The 15,271-nt window shown below is 71.3% G+C and carries 17 protein-coding genes; 9 read left to right on the forward strand and 8 right to left on the reverse strand.

Annotated features, from left to right (window positions below; genetic code table 11):
* Nucleotides 1-4 precede the first annotated feature (4 nt).
* Genes FHR32_RS38625 through FHR32_RS38635 form a run of 3 tightly spaced genes read left to right on the forward strand, consistent with a single transcriptional unit; the run spans nucleotide 5 to nucleotide 4,163 of the window.
* Nucleotides 5-445, forward strand: coding sequence for a recombinase family protein (locus FHR32_RS38625; protein ID WP_184759397.1), 441 nt, complete (start codon nucleotides 5-7; stop codon nucleotides 443-445).
* A gap of 33 nt (nucleotides 446-478) precedes the next feature.
* Nucleotides 479-2,767, forward strand: coding sequence for a HelD family protein (locus FHR32_RS38630; protein ID WP_184759398.1), 2,289 nt, complete (start codon nucleotides 479-481; stop codon nucleotides 2,765-2,767).
* A 40-nt stretch (nucleotides 2,768-2,807) separates the two neighbouring features.
* Complete coding sequence (locus FHR32_RS38635; RefSeq protein WP_184759399.1) at nucleotides 2,808-4,163, forward strand: serine hydrolase domain-containing protein; 1,356 nt, start codon at nucleotides 2,808-2,810, stop codon at nucleotides 4,161-4,163.
* A 113-nt stretch (nucleotides 4,164-4,276) separates the two neighbouring features.
* On the opposite strand, the gene FHR32_RS38640 is transcribed toward FHR32_RS38635, so the two are convergent.
* From FHR32_RS38640 to FHR32_RS38650, 3 genes are all read right to left on the reverse strand, one after another.
* Nucleotides 4,277-4,516 carry a type II toxin-antitoxin system RelE/ParE family toxin gene (locus tag FHR32_RS38640; RefSeq protein ID WP_184759400.1) on the reverse strand — a complete coding sequence of 80 codons (240 nt, stop codon included), beginning with the start codon at nucleotides 4,514-4,516 and terminating at the stop codon, nucleotides 4,277-4,279.
* Nucleotides 4,513-4,809 carry a type II toxin-antitoxin system Phd/YefM family antitoxin gene (locus FHR32_RS38645; protein ID WP_312882899.1) on the reverse strand — a complete coding sequence of 99 codons (297 nt, stop codon included), beginning with the start codon at nucleotides 4,807-4,809 and terminating at the stop codon, nucleotides 4,513-4,515. The genes FHR32_RS38640 and FHR32_RS38645 overlap by 4 nt, the downstream gene beginning before the upstream one ends.
* 170 nt (nucleotides 4,810-4,979) lie before the next feature.
* Nucleotides 4,980-5,822: a LysR family transcriptional regulator gene (locus tag FHR32_RS38650; RefSeq protein WP_184759401.1), complete on the reverse strand. Its 843-nt coding sequence runs from the start codon at nucleotides 5,820-5,822 to the stop codon at nucleotides 4,980-4,982.
* A gap of 78 nt (nucleotides 5,823-5,900) precedes the next feature.
* Here FHR32_RS38650 and FHR32_RS38655 point away from each other — a divergent pair, with 78 nt between their 5' ends.
* Complete coding sequence (locus tag FHR32_RS38655) at nucleotides 5,901-6,605, forward strand: CTP synthase C-terminal region-related (seleno)protein (RefSeq protein WP_184759402.1); 705 nt, start codon at nucleotides 5,901-5,903, stop codon at nucleotides 6,603-6,605.
* Nucleotides 6,606-6,631: 26 nt separating this feature from the next.
* On the opposite strand, the gene FHR32_RS38660 is transcribed toward FHR32_RS38655, so the two are convergent.
* Nucleotides 6,632-7,570, reverse strand: a complete 939-nt coding sequence (locus FHR32_RS38660; RefSeq protein ID WP_184759403.1) for a hypothetical protein — start codon at nucleotides 7,568-7,570, stop codon at nucleotides 6,632-6,634.
* Between the two features lie 287 nt (nucleotides 7,571-7,857).
* Entirely contained in the window at nucleotides 7,858-8,985 is a 1,128-nt protein-coding gene (locus tag FHR32_RS38665; RefSeq protein WP_184759404.1) for an epoxide hydrolase family protein, read from the reverse strand.
* Between the two features lie 149 nt (nucleotides 8,986-9,134).
* Here FHR32_RS38665 and FHR32_RS38670 point away from each other — a divergent pair, with 149 nt between their 5' ends.
* From FHR32_RS38670 to FHR32_RS38680, 3 genes are all read left to right on the forward strand, one after another.
* The gene (locus FHR32_RS38670; protein WP_184759405.1) at nucleotides 9,135-10,166 is read left to right on the forward strand and encodes a helix-turn-helix transcriptional regulator; all 1,032 of its coding nucleotides are present in this window, start codon (nucleotides 9,135-9,137) and stop codon (nucleotides 10,164-10,166) included.
* Nucleotides 10,167-10,707: 541 nt separating this feature from the next.
* Nucleotides 10,708-10,938: a hypothetical protein gene (locus FHR32_RS38675; protein ID WP_184759406.1), complete on the forward strand. Its 231-nt coding sequence runs from the start codon at nucleotides 10,708-10,710 to the stop codon at nucleotides 10,936-10,938.
* A 23-nt stretch (nucleotides 10,939-10,961) separates the two neighbouring features.
* Nucleotides 10,962-11,606: a carotenoid oxygenase family protein gene (locus tag FHR32_RS38680; protein ID WP_184759407.1), complete on the forward strand. Its 645-nt coding sequence runs from the start codon at nucleotides 10,962-10,964 to the stop codon at nucleotides 11,604-11,606.
* 67 nt (nucleotides 11,607-11,673) lie between these two features.
* Here the strand turns inward: FHR32_RS38680 and FHR32_RS38685 are convergent, their stop codons facing one another.
* The 3 genes from FHR32_RS38685 to FHR32_RS38695 form a co-directional block, all read right to left on the reverse strand.
* Nucleotides 11,674-12,516 (reverse strand): alpha/beta fold hydrolase, encoded by an 843-nt coding sequence (locus tag FHR32_RS38685; RefSeq protein ID WP_184759408.1) that lies wholly within the window; start codon nucleotides 12,514-12,516, stop codon nucleotides 11,674-11,676.
* A gap of 129 nt (nucleotides 12,517-12,645) precedes the next feature.
* Nucleotides 12,646-13,461, reverse strand: coding sequence for a TetR/AcrR family transcriptional regulator (locus FHR32_RS38690; RefSeq protein WP_184759409.1), 816 nt, complete (start codon nucleotides 13,459-13,461; stop codon nucleotides 12,646-12,648).
* A gap of 72 nt (nucleotides 13,462-13,533) precedes the next feature.
* The gene (locus FHR32_RS38695; protein ID WP_221466793.1) at nucleotides 13,534-13,872 is read right to left on the reverse strand and encodes an Lrp/AsnC family transcriptional regulator; all 339 of its coding nucleotides are present in this window, start codon (nucleotides 13,870-13,872) and stop codon (nucleotides 13,534-13,536) included.
* A 93-nt stretch (nucleotides 13,873-13,965) separates the two neighbouring features.
* On the opposite strand from FHR32_RS38695, the gene FHR32_RS38700 reads away from it, so the two are divergent.
* Entirely contained in the window at nucleotides 13,966-14,835 is an 870-nt protein-coding gene (locus FHR32_RS38700; protein ID WP_184759410.1) for an LLM class flavin-dependent oxidoreductase, read from the forward strand.
* On the forward strand, nucleotides 14,832-15,260 hold the full coding sequence (locus FHR32_RS38705; protein ID WP_184759411.1) for a nucleoside deaminase: 429 nt from the start codon (nucleotides 14,832-14,834) through the stop codon (nucleotides 15,258-15,260). The genes FHR32_RS38700 and FHR32_RS38705 overlap by 4 nt, the downstream gene beginning before the upstream one ends.
* Nucleotides 15,261-15,271 lie beyond the last annotated feature (11 nt).

The raw sequence follows: 15,271 nt of genomic DNA on the forward strand, positions 1-15,271 counted from the left end.
CGCCATGCGCATCGGAGTCGCCAGGGTCAGCACATGCGATCAGCGTCCGGAAGCCCAACAGGACGCCCTCCGCGCGGCCGGCTGCGAGAAGGTCTTCACCGACAAGGCGAGCGGCAAGCTCGCCCGCCGCCCCGAGCTCGGCAAAGCGCTCATGGTCGCCCGCGAAGGGGATCAGATCGTCGTCACCAAGCCGGACCGGCTCGGCCGCTCCCTGGAGAACTTGATCGAGCTGTCCAAGCAGCTGCAGGAACGCGACGTCGACCTGGTGGTACTCGACCAGGACATCGACACCTCCACCGCCATGGGCAGAATGTTCTTCCAGATCCTCGGCGCCATCGCCTCAAAGTGCAACAGCGCTGTCATATCGGCAGAACGGGGCCATGGGACTCGATCGGCAATGACACGGAGAGGCGAGAGCGCTACGCTCAATCGGCTCAACGTTTAGTAAAATCGCATTAAATAGGAGTCTACCAAAGGTATGGAGCTTCGTCAAACCGAATCCGCCCGCACCAAGGCACTACGGGCCGAGCAGTCCCGCCTCACCACCCTCTACGACCGGCTCGACACCGTCCGAGAACAGACCAAGGCCGCACTTGCCCGGATACACGCAGACGGTGAGGCCGGTGGACTCCACCAGGCCAGGTTCGAGCGGGAGGTCTCCGCAGGGGAGAGCGCGCGCCACCTGGCGCAGCTGTCCGGGGTCGAGCACGGCCTGTGCTTCGGCAGGGTCGACGACACCGACGGCGACACCCGTTACATCGGCCGGATCGGCCTGCGCGGCGCCGACCACGACATCCTCCTGACCGACTGGCGCGCCCCGGCCGCCCGCCCCTTCTACACCGCCACCCCCGGTAACCCCGGCTCGCTGGTGCGCCGCCGCCACCTGCACACCCGTCACCGCACCGTGGTCGACCTCGATGACGAGGTGTTCGATCTGGAGCGCCTCAGCGAGGGCGACCGTCGCGCGCTGGTAGGCGAGGCCGCGCTCCTGGCGGCCCTGCGGCGTGGCCGTACCGGGCGGATGAGCGAGGTGGTGGCCACCATACAGACCGAGCAGGACCGGGTGATCCGCTCCGGCCTGCCCGGCACCTTGGTGGTGCAGGGCGGTCCCGGAACGGGCAAGACCGTCGCAGCCCTGCACCGGGCGGCTTTCCTGCTGTACGCCCACCGCGCCACCCTGGAACGGCGCGGCGTGCTGGTGGTGGGGCCCAACGCGACGTTCTCGCGCTACATCGGCCAGGTGCTGCCCTCCCTCGGTGAGAGCGACGTGGTGCTCTCAGCCGTCGGTGAGCTGTATCCCGGCGTGCGCGCCACCGCCGTCGACGACCCGCCCGCCGCCGTGGTCAAGGGCGACCTGCGCATGGCCGAGGTGGTCGCCGCCGCCCTCCGCGACCGCCAGCGGGTCCCCGCCGGCGACCTGGAGGTCTCGATCGTGGTGCGGACCTCGCTGCGCGCGGGAGTGGAGGTCGTGGTCGAGCGGATGACGCTGCGGGCCGACCACGCCGCCTGCGTGGCCGCCCGGGACCGGGCCAGGGCCGCCCGCCACCCGCACAACGTGGCCCGCAAGCTGTTTTTGCTGGACCTGCTCCGGGCGCTGGCCCTGGACGAAGCCGCCCAGCTGGACCGTCCGATGGACACCGAAGACATCCGCTACGCCCGCAAGGTGCTGTGGTCCCAGCCGTCCGTGCGCGAGGCGCTGGACGGGCTGTGGCCGCCGCTCACCCCCGAACGCCTCATCGCGGACCTGTTCGCCGACGCCGGAGCGGTCGCCTCGGCCGCCCCCGGCCTGTCGCCGGCCGAACGGGAGACCCTGCTGAGGCCGTACGGCGGGCCGTGGACGGTCGGTGACGTCCCCCTGCTGGACGAGGCCGCCGAGCTTCTGGGTGAAGAGGAGATCGACGACACGGCTGCCGGGGAACTCGCCGAACAGGAGCGCCAGGACGCGGAGCGGTACGCATTGGGCGTTCTGGAGTTCACCGGTCTGCTGGAGGAGGAGATGATGCAGGCCACCGCGCTGGCCGGACGCCACGAGGCACCCGCGCCGGCCACGACCACCGCTCAGCGGGCCGGAGCCGACCGGCGCTGGGCCTACGGGCACGTCATCGTGGACGAGGCGCAGGAACTGTCGGCGATGGCATGGCGGACCGTGATGCGCCGGATCCCGTCACGCTCGCTGACGGTCGTGGGCGACATCGCCCAGACCGGGTCGGCCGCCGGGGCCCGCTCCTGGGGGCAGATGCTCGACCCCTATGTCAGGGGCCGCTGGCGGCAGGAGGACCTGCTGGTCAACTACCGCACCCCGGCGGAGATCATGAAGGTGGCCGCCGACGTGCTCGCCGCCGTCGCGCCCGGCACCCCGCTTCCCGAATCGGTCCGCGACGGCGGGGCCCCGCCGCGGGCCGTGCTCCTCGACCCCGACTCCCCCGACCTGCCGGCCGGGCTGACCGCCCTGGTCGCGGCCGACCTCGCGGAGATCGGTGAGGGCCGCCTGGCCGTCATCGTCCCCGACGCCCGGCACCACGGGATCGCCGCGCTCTTCCCCCGCCACGACGACATCCTGGACTCCCCCGTCGCGGTCCTGACCGTCACCGCCTCCAAGGGACTGGAGTTCGACGCCGTGGTGGTCGTCGAACCCGGGGAGATCCTGGCCCAGACCCCGATGGGCGGTCATGACCTGTACGTGGCGATCACCCGCGCGACGCGGCGGCTGACCGTGACACACCGGGGAGAGCTGCCGGGGATGCTGGTCAGGCTTGAACAGCACTAGCCTGGGTGTGCTCGGTCGTCGTGTCAGGGAGGGAAAGCCGATGTCGCCGGTTCTGGAGAGCACGGCTCGCGCGCTGCTGCGCAGGATCGCGGTGGAGCAGGCCGGATCACGGCTGCCGTCCCTGGCGGCGGCCGTGATCCGCGACGGGCGGCTCGTCTGGTTCGGCGCGCGCGGCCGGGTGGAGGGCGCCGTGCCCGAGCAGTCCACCCAGTACCGGATCGGTTCCATAACCAAGAGCATGGTCGCCACCGTGGTCATGCGGCTGCGCGACGAGGGCCGGGTGGACCTGCTCGATCCGCTCGGCAAACACGTCCCGGGCACGCCGGTCGGCGAGGTGACGGTGGCCCAGCTGCTGTCGCACACCGCCGGGCTGACCGCCGAGCCGCCCGGCCAGTGGTGGGAGCGGACTCCGGGCATGCCGGCCGAGGAACTCATCGCCCTGCTCGGCCCCCAGAGCGCCCGGCACCGGCCCGGCCGCCGCTTCCACTACTCCAACCTGGGTTTCGCCCTGCTGGGTGAGCTGGTCGCCCGGCACCGGGGCATGAGCTGGGCGCGGGCCGTGCAGGCCGAGGTCCTGGAGCCGCTGGGCATGCGCGACACCACGTCGCGGCCACGTGCCCCGCACGCGCGCGGCTACGCCGTGCACCCGTGGGCGGATGTGCTGCTGCCCGAGCCCGAGCACGACGCGGTGGCCATGGCCCCGGCAGGGCAGCTGTGGTCCACCCCCGCCGACCTCGCCCGGTGGGCGGCGTTCCTGGCCGGCGACACCGCAGGTGTGCTCGATCCGGCCACGCTGGCCGAGATGCGCGAGCCGGCGACCGTCGACGACGGCGACGCCTGGACCGGCGGCTTCGGCCTGGGCCTGCAGCTGGCCCGGGCGGGTGGGCGCCGCCTGGCCGGTCACGGCGGCTCCATGCCGGGCTTCCTGGCCACGGTCTGGGCCGACCCCTCCGACAGGGTGGGCGTGCTGTACATGACGAACGCCACCTCCGGGGCGAGCCGTACGCTGCCGACCGAACTGCTGGCCATCCTCGACGAGCACGAGCCACGCCTGCCGGCCGAATGGGAGTCCGCCGACGTCGACCCCGGCCTGCTGGAGCTCACCGGCCCGTGGTACTGGGGGCCGAGCGCGTACGCACTACGGCTGCTGGCCGGCCGTGACCTTTCCCTCGCCCCGATCGGCGGCGGCGGCCGGGCCTCCCTGTTCGTCGCCCAGGCCGACGGCACCTGGCTCGGCCAGGAGGGCTACTACGCCGGTGAGACGCTGCGCCTGGTCCGCCGGGCCGACGGCTCCCTCAGCCACCTCGACCTCAACACCTTCGTCTTCACCCGCACCCCCTACGACCCCGCCGCCGAGATACCGGGCGGGGTGGACGGCGGCGGCTGGCGCGGTTGATCCTGCCGTCCGACGGCTTTATGGGCGCCGGCGGGCGAACGCGGGGTCCCGAAGGCCATGGGCCCGGGAACGGTCTCGGCGGCTCCCGGGCGAGCTCGGCGCATCGGCGCTGTTCAGGTGTTGATCTGCAGGATCCATACCGACACGTGCTCCGCCCCGCGGGTGTAGACGAGGCGGAACGCGTCGGTGCGGAGTTCGAACGCGTCGGGGATGCCGCCGTACGGCCGCGCCCCCAAGGGTTCGGGCTCCTCGGCGAGATCGAGCAGGGTGTCGATGATCGCGGCACGTAGGCCGAGGGCGGTCTGGCTCAGGGCCTCGCGGACGGCGTCGGCGAGATCGAGAGCCCGCTTCAAGAGCGGTCGCCGGGCGCGGGGAGGCCGAAGTCGGCGTGCAGTTCGGCGCGGCTCTCGTAGCGGTGCGTGCGCAGCTCACCCCGCTCGCGGGCGGCGATGGCCTCGCGGACCTGGCCGGCCTCCAGCTCCTGGCGGGCCTGAAGCAGCGCCTCGTAGTCGGATTCGGAGATGAGGACGGCGCGCTCGGTGGTGGAGCGCCTGATCGTGGTGGGCTGGTGGCCGTGGACGGCTCGGGCGACGAGGGTGCCGAGCTGCGAGCGGGCTTCAGCGATGCCCAGGGAGTCGATGGTCACACGGCCAGCATAGGCCCGCATGTACATGTTGCACATGATGATCCAGGTGAACAATCATCGGTTGTAACGCCGGAAAAATCCGCTCTCGCTCCCAACCGGTCAGAGAGCGCCGCCCGGGGGTGCGGGCAGGCCAGGACCAGAAGGCCGGCGGCGATGAAAGGGACGCAGCGTCAACCGAGCCGCCCGGCGACCGCTGCGGCCGGGCCGGCGGCGAGGGGGCTGTGCAGCATCTCCACCCGGTGCACCACGCGCGGCGCGCTCAGCGGCACTCCGGCCGTCACCGACGAGGGCAGCAGGGTCAGACCGTGCCCGGCGGCGGCGAGGTTCAGCACGGTACGCAGGTCTTCTCCGTCGTAGTGGAACCCCACCCGGAACCCGCCCACACCGCTCAGCTCGCGCAACCGCTCCACCGACACGGCGGCCGGGGCCTGCAACCACAGCGCGTCGGCCAGGTCGGCCAGCGCCAGTCCACGCCGGCGAGACAGGGGGTGGCCGGTGGGCAGGACCACCACCAGCTCCTCCTCGGCCACACCGACGCCGGCCGGTGACCCCGCGTCCGGCAGTCGCAACGGGTCGCTGGGCGCGGCGATCCCGTCGACGAACCCGAGATCGGCGGCACCGGAGGCGATCTGCTCGGCGACGCTTTCCCGCCCGGCCGTGCGTAGCGTCACCGCCAGCCGTTCTCGCGCCAGGCTCCGGGCGATCGCCGGAGTGCACGCCAGCGGGGAGGCCACCACGCTCAGCCGTTCGATCGGGCCGGTGGCGGCGCGCAGGACATCGGCGCGGGCGGCCCGATGGCGCAGGAGCAGCGGGCCGGCGTGCTCCAGCAGGCGTTCCCCCGCCGGGGTGGGTCTCACCGGACGGCGATGCAGCAGAGCCAGGCCGAGGTCCGCCTCCAGCGCGGCGATCTGCTGCGACACCGCCGACTGGGTGTAGCCGAGTTCCTCGGCGGCGGCGGAGAAGGAACGCCAATGGACGACGGTCACGAACGTGCGCAGCAGATGAGGATCCACGATGCATCAGTATCGCTTATCAGGTCAGCAGTAATCATCGTTGGCGCTTACCTCGGTGCCCCGGCAAAGATAAGGGACATGACGACCGCGAGAATCGCCCTGGTGGGCGACAGGTCCCCCAGCGTCCAGGCGCACGCGCGCATCCCCTCCCTCCTTGAGGCGCTGCGCGAACGCGACGGGCTGACGCTGGACGCCTACTGGATTTCCACAACCGAGACAGCCGACCTGGAGGGATTCGACGGCATCTGGATGCTGCCCGGTAGCCCGTACCGCAGCGAGGCGGGTGCGGTGAACGCCGCCCGCACCGCCCGTGAGCACGCCATCCCGTTCCTGGGCACCTGCGGCGGCTTCCAGCACACCCTGCTGGAGTACGCGCGTAACGTCCTCGGCCTGCCGGTCGCGCACGCCGAGAACGACCCGGACGCCGACGACTTCCTGCTGATGCCGCTGGCGTGCTCGCTCGCGGGCCACGAGGACGAGGTACGGCTGACGCCCGGCTCGCTGGCCGAGAGGATCATCGGCGCCACCAGGACGGTGGAGAAGTACTCCTGCAACTTCGGTCTCAACCCCGCCTACCTGCCGGCGCTGCGGGAGGGCGGCCTGAGTTTCACCGGCCGCGACGCCGCCGGAGCCGTCCGGGTGCTCGAACTGCCGGAGCACCCGTTCTTCCTGGCCACGCTCTTCCAGCCCGAACTGGCCGGGGACGGCAGCCGGCCGCACCCGATCATCACCGCGTTCGCCTCGGCCTCTGTCGCGCTGGCCGCGCCAAGGACCCCTGCCTGAGAGAGGACACACCCGCCGGGCCGCGATCACGGCAGGCCCTTCTGTCGCCTGTAGTCGTTCCACACGCTGACGCAGTAGGCGTAGCGCCCGTCACCGGGCTGGAGGTGCCGGCAGGCGTAGGCGGCGCTGAGCCGGTCGGCCGGGGTCTCGGGGACGACCGAGGTGTCGGGAATGGCGGATGTCCTGGGGGTCTGGAAGGTGGCGGGGGCGCCGATGCCCCCGCGGTGGCCGGCGTTCCCGCGGCGGGCGGTCTTGGCGCGGGGCGCCGGGGGCTTCGGCCCGATGACCCTGGCCTGTTGCGGCGCACCGGGCCCGTGATGGTGCCGCTCGCCCCGGCTGCCCTCCCGGCTGCCCTGGACGTCGGGAACAGCGCGGCTCTGAGACCGCTCGGCGGCACGGCTCTGAGAGCGTCCGAGTGCGCGCGACGCCGCCGGTTTCCGGCTACGGGTCGTCTTCGCCGGGCCGGCGGGCCGGGGGGTGACCACAGGCAGGCGACCGGCGGGCGGCACGGTGGTCACCCCCAGAGCGACCACCGTGCCGTGGCCGGCAATCCGTGAGGCGGCGGCCTCGACGGTGGACGTCCGGGACGTCGGCGACCATCCCGACGACCAGAGGCCCACTCCGGCGGCCACGAGGAACCCGCAGATCAGCGCGGGCCGGAGAAACTGCTCACGCACGGCCTGCGGCAACGGCCACGCCCGCGCCCGGCAGAAGCGGGGCGGCGGAGGCGAGTGCGGAGGCGGAGGTGAGTGCGGCCACGCCGGCCGGACGTCGACGCTGAACCGCGACCCGTATATGAACGGATCACCGGCACTGCCCTGGGCCCCGGCCTGCGTCCCGTCCGCGGAATCCGCCGGACCCAGCGGGTCGGGCCCCGGCGGGTCCGGCGGCTCGCCGTACGGCATGCGGCCACGTGGGCCCGCACTCGGGCCGCGCCCGCGCACCGAGTCGTGATCACCTTGCATCTCGCCTCCCCTGTCACGTTTGATCTCCCCCAGCTTGCCGAAAACTACGCACTGTATGGGCCGTGTAACAGTCCGCTCTTACAGACCTGTTATCGGGCCACGGGGCGAACCCTCCGCAACGCCGTCAAAGCTCTGGGGGTGAGGGTCTGCGCCGGACAGGATGTGCTCGGACAGGTTCGGCGGCGGGGCCGAATCCGGTGAACCGCGCTGGATGGGCGGCAGGCGGCCGTTCCGGGTGAGGGTCCCCGGACTCAAGGGCCTCACCCGGAACGGCCTCGCGTCGAATGTCAGCGGACCTTGCCGAAGAACTCGCGGACGTCGGCCGCGAGCGCCTCGGGAACATCCATGGCGAGGAAGTGGTGTCCCCCGACGTTGCTGTCGGGCCAGTGGATGACGGTGTTGTGACGCTCGGCCAGGCGGCGGATCGCGGGCGGACCGCAGTAGACGCCCGTGGGCACCTCCAGCTGGCCCTCCGGCCAGTTGAACTCGCTGCTTTCGTACATGAACCACGACGAGGAGCCCGACGTCCCGGTCAGCCAGTACAGGGTCACGTTGGTCAGGATCAGGTCCCGGTCGATGGCCTCCTCGGGCAGGTAGGCCGTGCCGGCGAACTCCCACAGTTTCTGCAGGTGCCACGAGAGCAGGGCCGTCGGAGAGTCGTGCCAGCCGTAGGAGAAGGTCTGCGGTGCGGCGCGCAGCAGGCGGTGGTGGTCGACGCCTCCCGACCACTGCTGCATCAGCACGTACTGCTCAAGCTCCTCGGGTGTCAGTTCGGGGACGTCCTTCTCGGTGGGAAAGCCGATCCCGCCGTTGATGTGGACGCCGACGACATGTTCGGGATCGACCTTGGCGACCTCCGGGGCGACGTACGCGCCGAGGTCTCCCCCCTGGGTGCCGTAGCGCTCGTAGCCGAGTCGGCGCATCAGCTCCGCCCACATCCGTGCCACGCGCGTGACGCTCCAGCCGGTCTCGCGCGGTGGCGCGGAGAACACGAATCCCGGCACCGACGGCACGACGACGTGGAACGCCTGGGACGGGTCGCCGCCGTACGCGCGGGGGTCGGTGAGGGGGCCGATGAGATCGGCGAACTCCACGAACGAGTTCGGCCAGCCGTGGGTGAGGATGAGCGGCAGGGCGTCGGGCTCAGGAGAGCGCACGTGCAAGAAGTGCACGTCCTGGCCGTCGATCTCCGTCATGAACTGCGGAAACCCGTTCAGCCGCTCTTCGTGCCCACGCCAGTCGTACCCGTTGCGCCAGTATTCGGTCAGCTCCTTGAGGTAGCCGACGGGCACGCCGCGGCTCCACCCCTCACCGGGCAGTTGCAGAGGCCAGCGGGTGCGGCCCAGCCGGTCACGCAGGTCGTCCAGGTCGGCCTGGGGGACGTCGATGCGGAAAGGGTGGATATCGGTGCTCATGGTTCTCCTCGGTGGCCACGTCCGCCGGGCGGCGGACGGTGTCACGCCACGGCGCCCCGGACAGTCCCGGTGGTGCGCTGCGGTGACGGATCGACACTAAGGGCCATATAGGTCAGATCCTGTCCCACATGACCGGGATGATGGTTCCCATGAGCGACACTCCCGCACGCCTGCTTCAGCTTCTGTCCCTGCTGCAGACACCACGCGAATGGCCGGGCAGCGAACTGGCGGAGCGTCTGCGGGTCAGCCCCCGGACGATCCGCCGTGATGTCGATCGCCTGCGTGAGCTGGGGTATCCGGTGCAGGCGTCGATGGGGGCGGTGGGCGGCTACCGGCTCGCCGCGGGCACGGCCATGCCGCCGCTGCTGCTGGACGACGAGGAGGCGGTGGCCATCGCGGTCGGCCTGCGCACCGCGGCCGGGCAGCCGGTGAACGGCATCGAGGAGGCGTCGGTGCGGGCCCTGGCCAAACTGGAGCAGGTGCTGCCGTCGCGGCTGCGGCACCGGGTCGGCGCGCTCGGTACCGCCACGGTCTCGATGCTTGCCGGCAGCGGGCAGGGTGTCGACCCGCAGACCCTGACGGTGCTCGCCGGAGCCGTCGCCAACCGTGAAGGGCTGCGGTTCGCCTACCAGGCGGGGGACGGGAGCCGGAGCAGGCGTCTGGTCGAGCCGTACCGTCTGGTGGCGGCCGCGCGCCGCTGGTATCTGCTGGCCTACGACAACGACCGCGACGACTGGAGGATCTTCCGGGTCGACCGGATCGGCGACCCGCGGCCGACCGGCGTGCGGGTCGCGGCTCGCGAGCTGCCCGAGCAGGGCGCGGCCGCCTTCGTCACCCGCAAGATGTACTCGATGGCACCCACCTACGAGGTGGTGGCGACCGTTCACCTTCCGGCCGGCGAGGTGGCGCAGCGGCTTGGCGTCGCCCCGGGCGACGTCCAGCCGCTCGACGAGCGCAGTTGCCGTCTGCGCGAGTATGCCGACACCCTGGAGTGGCTGGCTTCACGGCTGCTCATGCTCGGCTGCGAGTTCGAGGTGCACGAGCCGCCGGAGTTGCTGGCGTACCTGCGCGCGCTGGGCGCCCGTGCCACCCGCGCGGCCGGGGGTCCGGGGGTGGGGGGACCCCGATCACAGAGCCTGCCGCGATCCCGGCCGCGACCGGCAGTCAGACCGGCGCGGTGAGCTGAGGCAAGCCCTTGACCGCAACGGAGAAGGCGTTCACCACGACCCCATAGAACTGCGCGTTCGGCACGAACTCTCGCACCGTCCAGCCTGCATTCACCGCATACAGAGAAACCGCCGGGCCACTCACCCCGGCCGGCGGCCATGCGAACCTCCCGCCAGGTGCCGACGAGCCCGACCGCACTGATGGCACCGGCCGCGCAGTCGGCGAGCACCACGCCCTCGGCCGGGCCGAGAAGCAACACCAGGGCAGGCACCGCGACGAGCGCGAACCCGATCCCCTGGGTGACGGCGGGCGTCTGCCCTGTTTGGGGGCTACCGCGGGTCCTGCTCAGACAACTCGGACGACGTGCTTTCCGCGGACGCCGCCGGCTTCCAGCGCTCGGCCTGCACCACGTGCACAGCTCACCGACGGCGCGACCCGCCATCTGCTAACCCATTCAGGTGGATGCGGCGGACCGAGGGGAGGAGGCGCCCGAGGGCTACCCGGCCCGGGTCACCGCCCGGAGCCGGCGGCTTCTCCCTCGGTATCGCCCGCAGCATGACGTCGCAGGAGGTCTGGCGGACGCCGGTGTTCTACCGGGTCAACGCCGTCATCACCTCGGTGTGGGGTGCGGCCTTCACCGTGGCCGCCCTCTCCCTGGCCCTGCTGCTGCACGAGGTCCCGCACGCGACCGCCGCCGTCATCGCCATCAAGGTCGTCACCTTCGTGGCGCCCGCCGTCTTCACCGCCCGCTACCCCCGGACCGTCGCCGCCCGCCACGCCGTCTGATCCCCGAACCGCCTGGAGCCAGGATGACCACGGCGATGACGGCCCACCCGAAGCGGGATCCGGCCACCGGAGAACTGCATTTCTTCGGGTACGGCTTCTTCGCCCTCTACCTGACCTACCACCGCCTGTCCGCCACGGGGACGCTGGTGGAGAGCCGGGTCGTGGACGTTCCCGGGCCGACGATGGTCCACGACTTCGCGGTCACGGAGAACCACGTCGTCTGGCTGGACCTGCCGGTCGTCTTCGACGCCGGCATGCTCGGCCGCGGCATGCCGTTCCGCTGGGAGGACTCCTATGGCGCCAGGATCGGCGTCATGGACCGGGCAGGCCGGGTGACCTGGTTCGACGTCGATCCGTGTTACGTCTTCCACGTCGGCAACGCGCGTGAGGACGCCGGGGCCGCCGAGGCCGGCGGCGCCGGCCACAGCAGGGAGCTCGGCGCGCGGCCCGGCGAGGCGATCTTCGTGCCCGCCTCCGGCGCCACGTCCGAAGACGACGGCTGGCTGCTGTCGATCGTCACCGACCACGCGGGAGACGGCTCGCACCTGCTCGTCCTGGACGCCTCGAGCCTGGACTCCGTCGCCTCCGTACGGCTCCCGCGGCGCGTCCCGGCCGGCTTCCACGGCTCCTGGCTCCCCGATCACGGAGCCATGGTCTCCGCGCCGTGACCGGGATCGCCTGGTCTCTCGGTCACTGCCACCGGCGGCCGTCGGGCGCCGCCCGGCGATCCTCGGTTCAGATCGTGGAGGCCAGCCACGGACGCACCGTCGGCACGACGTGAGCGGCCTGCATGGCCCCCGTGTGGTCGAGCCCCTCCAGAACCCGCACGTCCCAGCCGAGGGCTTCGAGCTCGGCGCGCCGGCTCGTGATCGGGCCCGCCATGCTCACGTGCACGCCGCCCCAGCGCTCGTCGTAGTCGATTTCGTCCGCCGAACCCACGAAGCACAGGCGCGGGCAGCCGATCCGCGTCTGGGCGGCCCGGTCGTCGAATCCCTGCAGTTCCCGATACAGCGTGACGAACTGCTGGGTCTGGGCCCTTGTCATCGACACCTCCACCGACGACCAGTCGCCGGGCTCCGTCGACGCCCGCGGGGCCGCAGGGGTGCTCTCGGCCGTGAGGGACATCTCATGGGTCGCCGTGGTCACGCGCAGCATCTCCGCGTACGGCCCGCCGACCGGCGGGAAGCCGCCCATGATGAGCGCCGAGAGACGGTCGGTCCGGATCGCGAGCTGAAGCCCGCTCAGCGCGAGCCAGGAGTATCCGTAGTAGGCGAACCGGTCGGCCCCTGCGGCGTCGGCCACGGCGAGCATGTCGCCGGCGATGTTGGCGGGTGTCAGGGTGTCCGGCTTCGGGGTGGCCAGGACGTGGCCCTCGTAGTCGAAGGCGACCACCTGGAACGCGTCGCCGAGTCCTTCGATGAGGGAGTGTCCCAGGGCCGGGTCGGCGCCCCACTTGCGCATCTCGTCGGCCTGGGGTCCTTCGACCGGCCTCGGGTTGACCGGGAGCAGCAGGGTGGGACCGCTGCCGTGGATCTCTATGTCGACAGTGGTTCCGTCATGCAGTTTCGCTTCGGGCATCGAATCCGTCTCCAGTCTTCAGCCATCGGGAGGGAACAGCTCTTTAGGCCGTAAACCAACAGCCTGGAAACAGGATAGCTTATGCCATAAAGAGTTGTGTCGTGAGAGCCCTCCGTCCGCCGGAGCGGGTCACCCGCTCCCCTGTCCCCCGGCCCTGCTCACGGCCGCCTCGATCCCGTCAAGCAGGACGGCGAGTCCCACCCCGAAGGTCTCCTTCGCCTCCCGCTCCAGGTGGGGCACGTCCTCCCGCTCGTCCGTGAGCCGAGGTGTCCCTTCGCTCTCAAGCCAGGCCACCGTCGGAAACCGTTCGGCGAAGTCGGGGGCGACCTCCTTCAGCAGGGCCGAGCGGGCGTGCCACCACTCCTCGTCGGACACCCCTGTCGCCGCCGGGGCCTGCCGGGTCTCCGCGACCGTCTGCGCCGACCCCCGCACGAAGTGGAACAGCGTCCCGACGACGCGCCGCAGCACGCCGGCTCCCAGCCCGGTCTCGCGGAGGATTCCCAGCACCGTCTCGAGCATGACGTACTCGTTGGGGCCCAGCGCCGGCCGGGCCTGCGACACCTGCAGCACCCACGGGTGGCGCAGGTAGAACGCCCAGGTGTCCCAGGCCCAGGACGTCACGGCCGCCCGCCACCCCTCCGCCGGCCCGTAGCCGGTGGGCAGTTCGGCGAGGACGCGGTCGTGCATCAGGTCGACCAGCTCGCTCTTGCTGGGAACGTAGGTGTACAGGGCCATGCCCGTACGGCCGAGCCGCTCGCCCACCGCGCGCATGGACAGCGCCGCCATCCCCTGCTCGTCGGCGACGGCGATCGCCGCGTCCACGATCACGTCCACACTCAGTCCGGGCCTGGGTCCCGGAGCGGCCCGCACGGCCCCCGGCCCCGGGGTGCGCCACAGCAGGGCCATCGAACGGCGTGCGTCACCCTGTCCGGCGAATACCGCCACCACGTAACTCCTTATGGTATAAACTAATTTTGGGGAATCATCTGTTTACAGCCTAAGGATATCAGGGCGGGTTTATTCGGAACCTCGCCCGCGAGGCGCGATCCTTACCGGCACTCCGGCTGAGGCTCCCGGGGTCCGCGGTAGGGCAGCGTCTGGCTGTAGACGAGGTTGGTGCCGGCTCCCCGGATACTTGAGGCGCACCACGGCGAGCACCGCGAAACCGGCCTTCACCAGGTCGACACCGGCCCGGTAGCCGGTGATGACGCCCGTCGTCTCCAGCCGTTTGACCCGTTCGGTCGTCGCCGAGGCGCTGAGGTTCACCCGCCGTCCCAGCTCGGTGAGCGGGATACGGCCGTCTCGTTGGAGTTCCGCCAGGATCGACCAGTCGGTGGCATCAAGACTCTCGGTCATATGGCAAAAATACCGGCAGATCCACGGCGTATTCGCCTGTACGCCGTGAGAGCTCTCTTACGGTCGCGGGTGGGTGCTGGATAGCCTGAACTGGTGCAAATAGGAGTAAACGTCCCGAACTTCGGGCCTGGTACCGACCCCGGCATGCTACGCGGCTGGGCGCAGACGGTGGAGGGTCTGGGCTTCGACCTGCTGATGGTCTCCGACCATGTCGCGGTGACACCCGACGTCGCCGGGCAGTATCCGGCGCCGTTCTACGAACCCTTCACCACCCTGTCCTGGCTGGCCGGCATCACCCACCGGGTCCGGCTGGGGACCACGGTGCTCATCGTGCCGTACCGGCATCCGCTGCTCATCGCCCGCATGGCCGCCAACCTCAACCAGTTCAGCGGGGGACGGCTGGTCCTCGGTGTGGGCGTCGGCTGGGCGCGACAGGAGTTCGACGCGCTCGGAGTCCCGTTCCAGCAGCGCGGGAAGCTGACCGACGATCACCTGCGGGCGGTACGTGCCGCCTGGGACGACGACGAGGACTACCGCAGCGGGCGGATCCCGCTCTGGGTCGGCGGCAACAGCGACGCCGGCCTGCGCCGGGCCGTACGCCTGGGCGACGCATGGCATCCGCTGCGGGTCACCCTCCCCCGGCTGCGTGAGGCGCCGGCCCGGATGAAGGCCCTCGCCGACGAGCAGCAACGGCCGGTACCCGCCCTGGCCCCCCGCATCGCCCTGCGGCTCACCGAGTCACCGATCACCGCCCCCGGAAGGCTCGCCGGTGAGGGCACGATCGAGCAGGTTCTCGACGACCTCGAACAGCTGCGCCTCCTGGGCGCGGAGACCGTCGTGCTCGATCCGTTCAACGGCGACCCCCGCGAGACCTCTCACCCGCAGGTGGCATGGCAGGCGCTCGCGACCGTAGCCGCCCGCTGGGGCCTGAACACGCATCACACACGGACGGAGCAGCAGTGACACACGACGACGAGAACTTTCTCCGCAGGGCCGTCGAGCTTGCCGCCGAGGCGCGGGCGGCTGGAGACGCACCGTTCGGATCGCTGCTGGTAGGCCCGGACGGCAGTGTGCTCGCCGAAGAGCACAACACGGTCCTGTCCGACGCCGACATCAGCGCCCATCTCGAGCTGAAGCTGGCCAGGTGGGCGGCCCGTGAACTCGATCCCGGCACGGCGGCCGCCACCACCACCATGTACACCAGCTGCCAGCCCTGCGGCATGTGCGCGGGCGCCATCGAGCGCTCCGGCCTCGGCGGCGTCGTGTTCGCGCTCTCCACCGAACAGCTCACCGGCCTCAAGCCGCCCGCCGCCCCCGTCGGCGTGCGCCAGGAAGGCCCCGCGCTGTTCGAGGAGGCGCGGATCCCCGTAGAGGGCTATTACCGCTGATCCGCCACAGC

The sequence above is a fragment of the Streptosporangium album genome (genome assembly GCF_014203795.1).
Taxonomy (GTDB): domain Bacteria; phylum Actinomycetota; class Actinomycetes; order Streptosporangiales; family Streptosporangiaceae; genus Streptosporangium; species Streptosporangium album.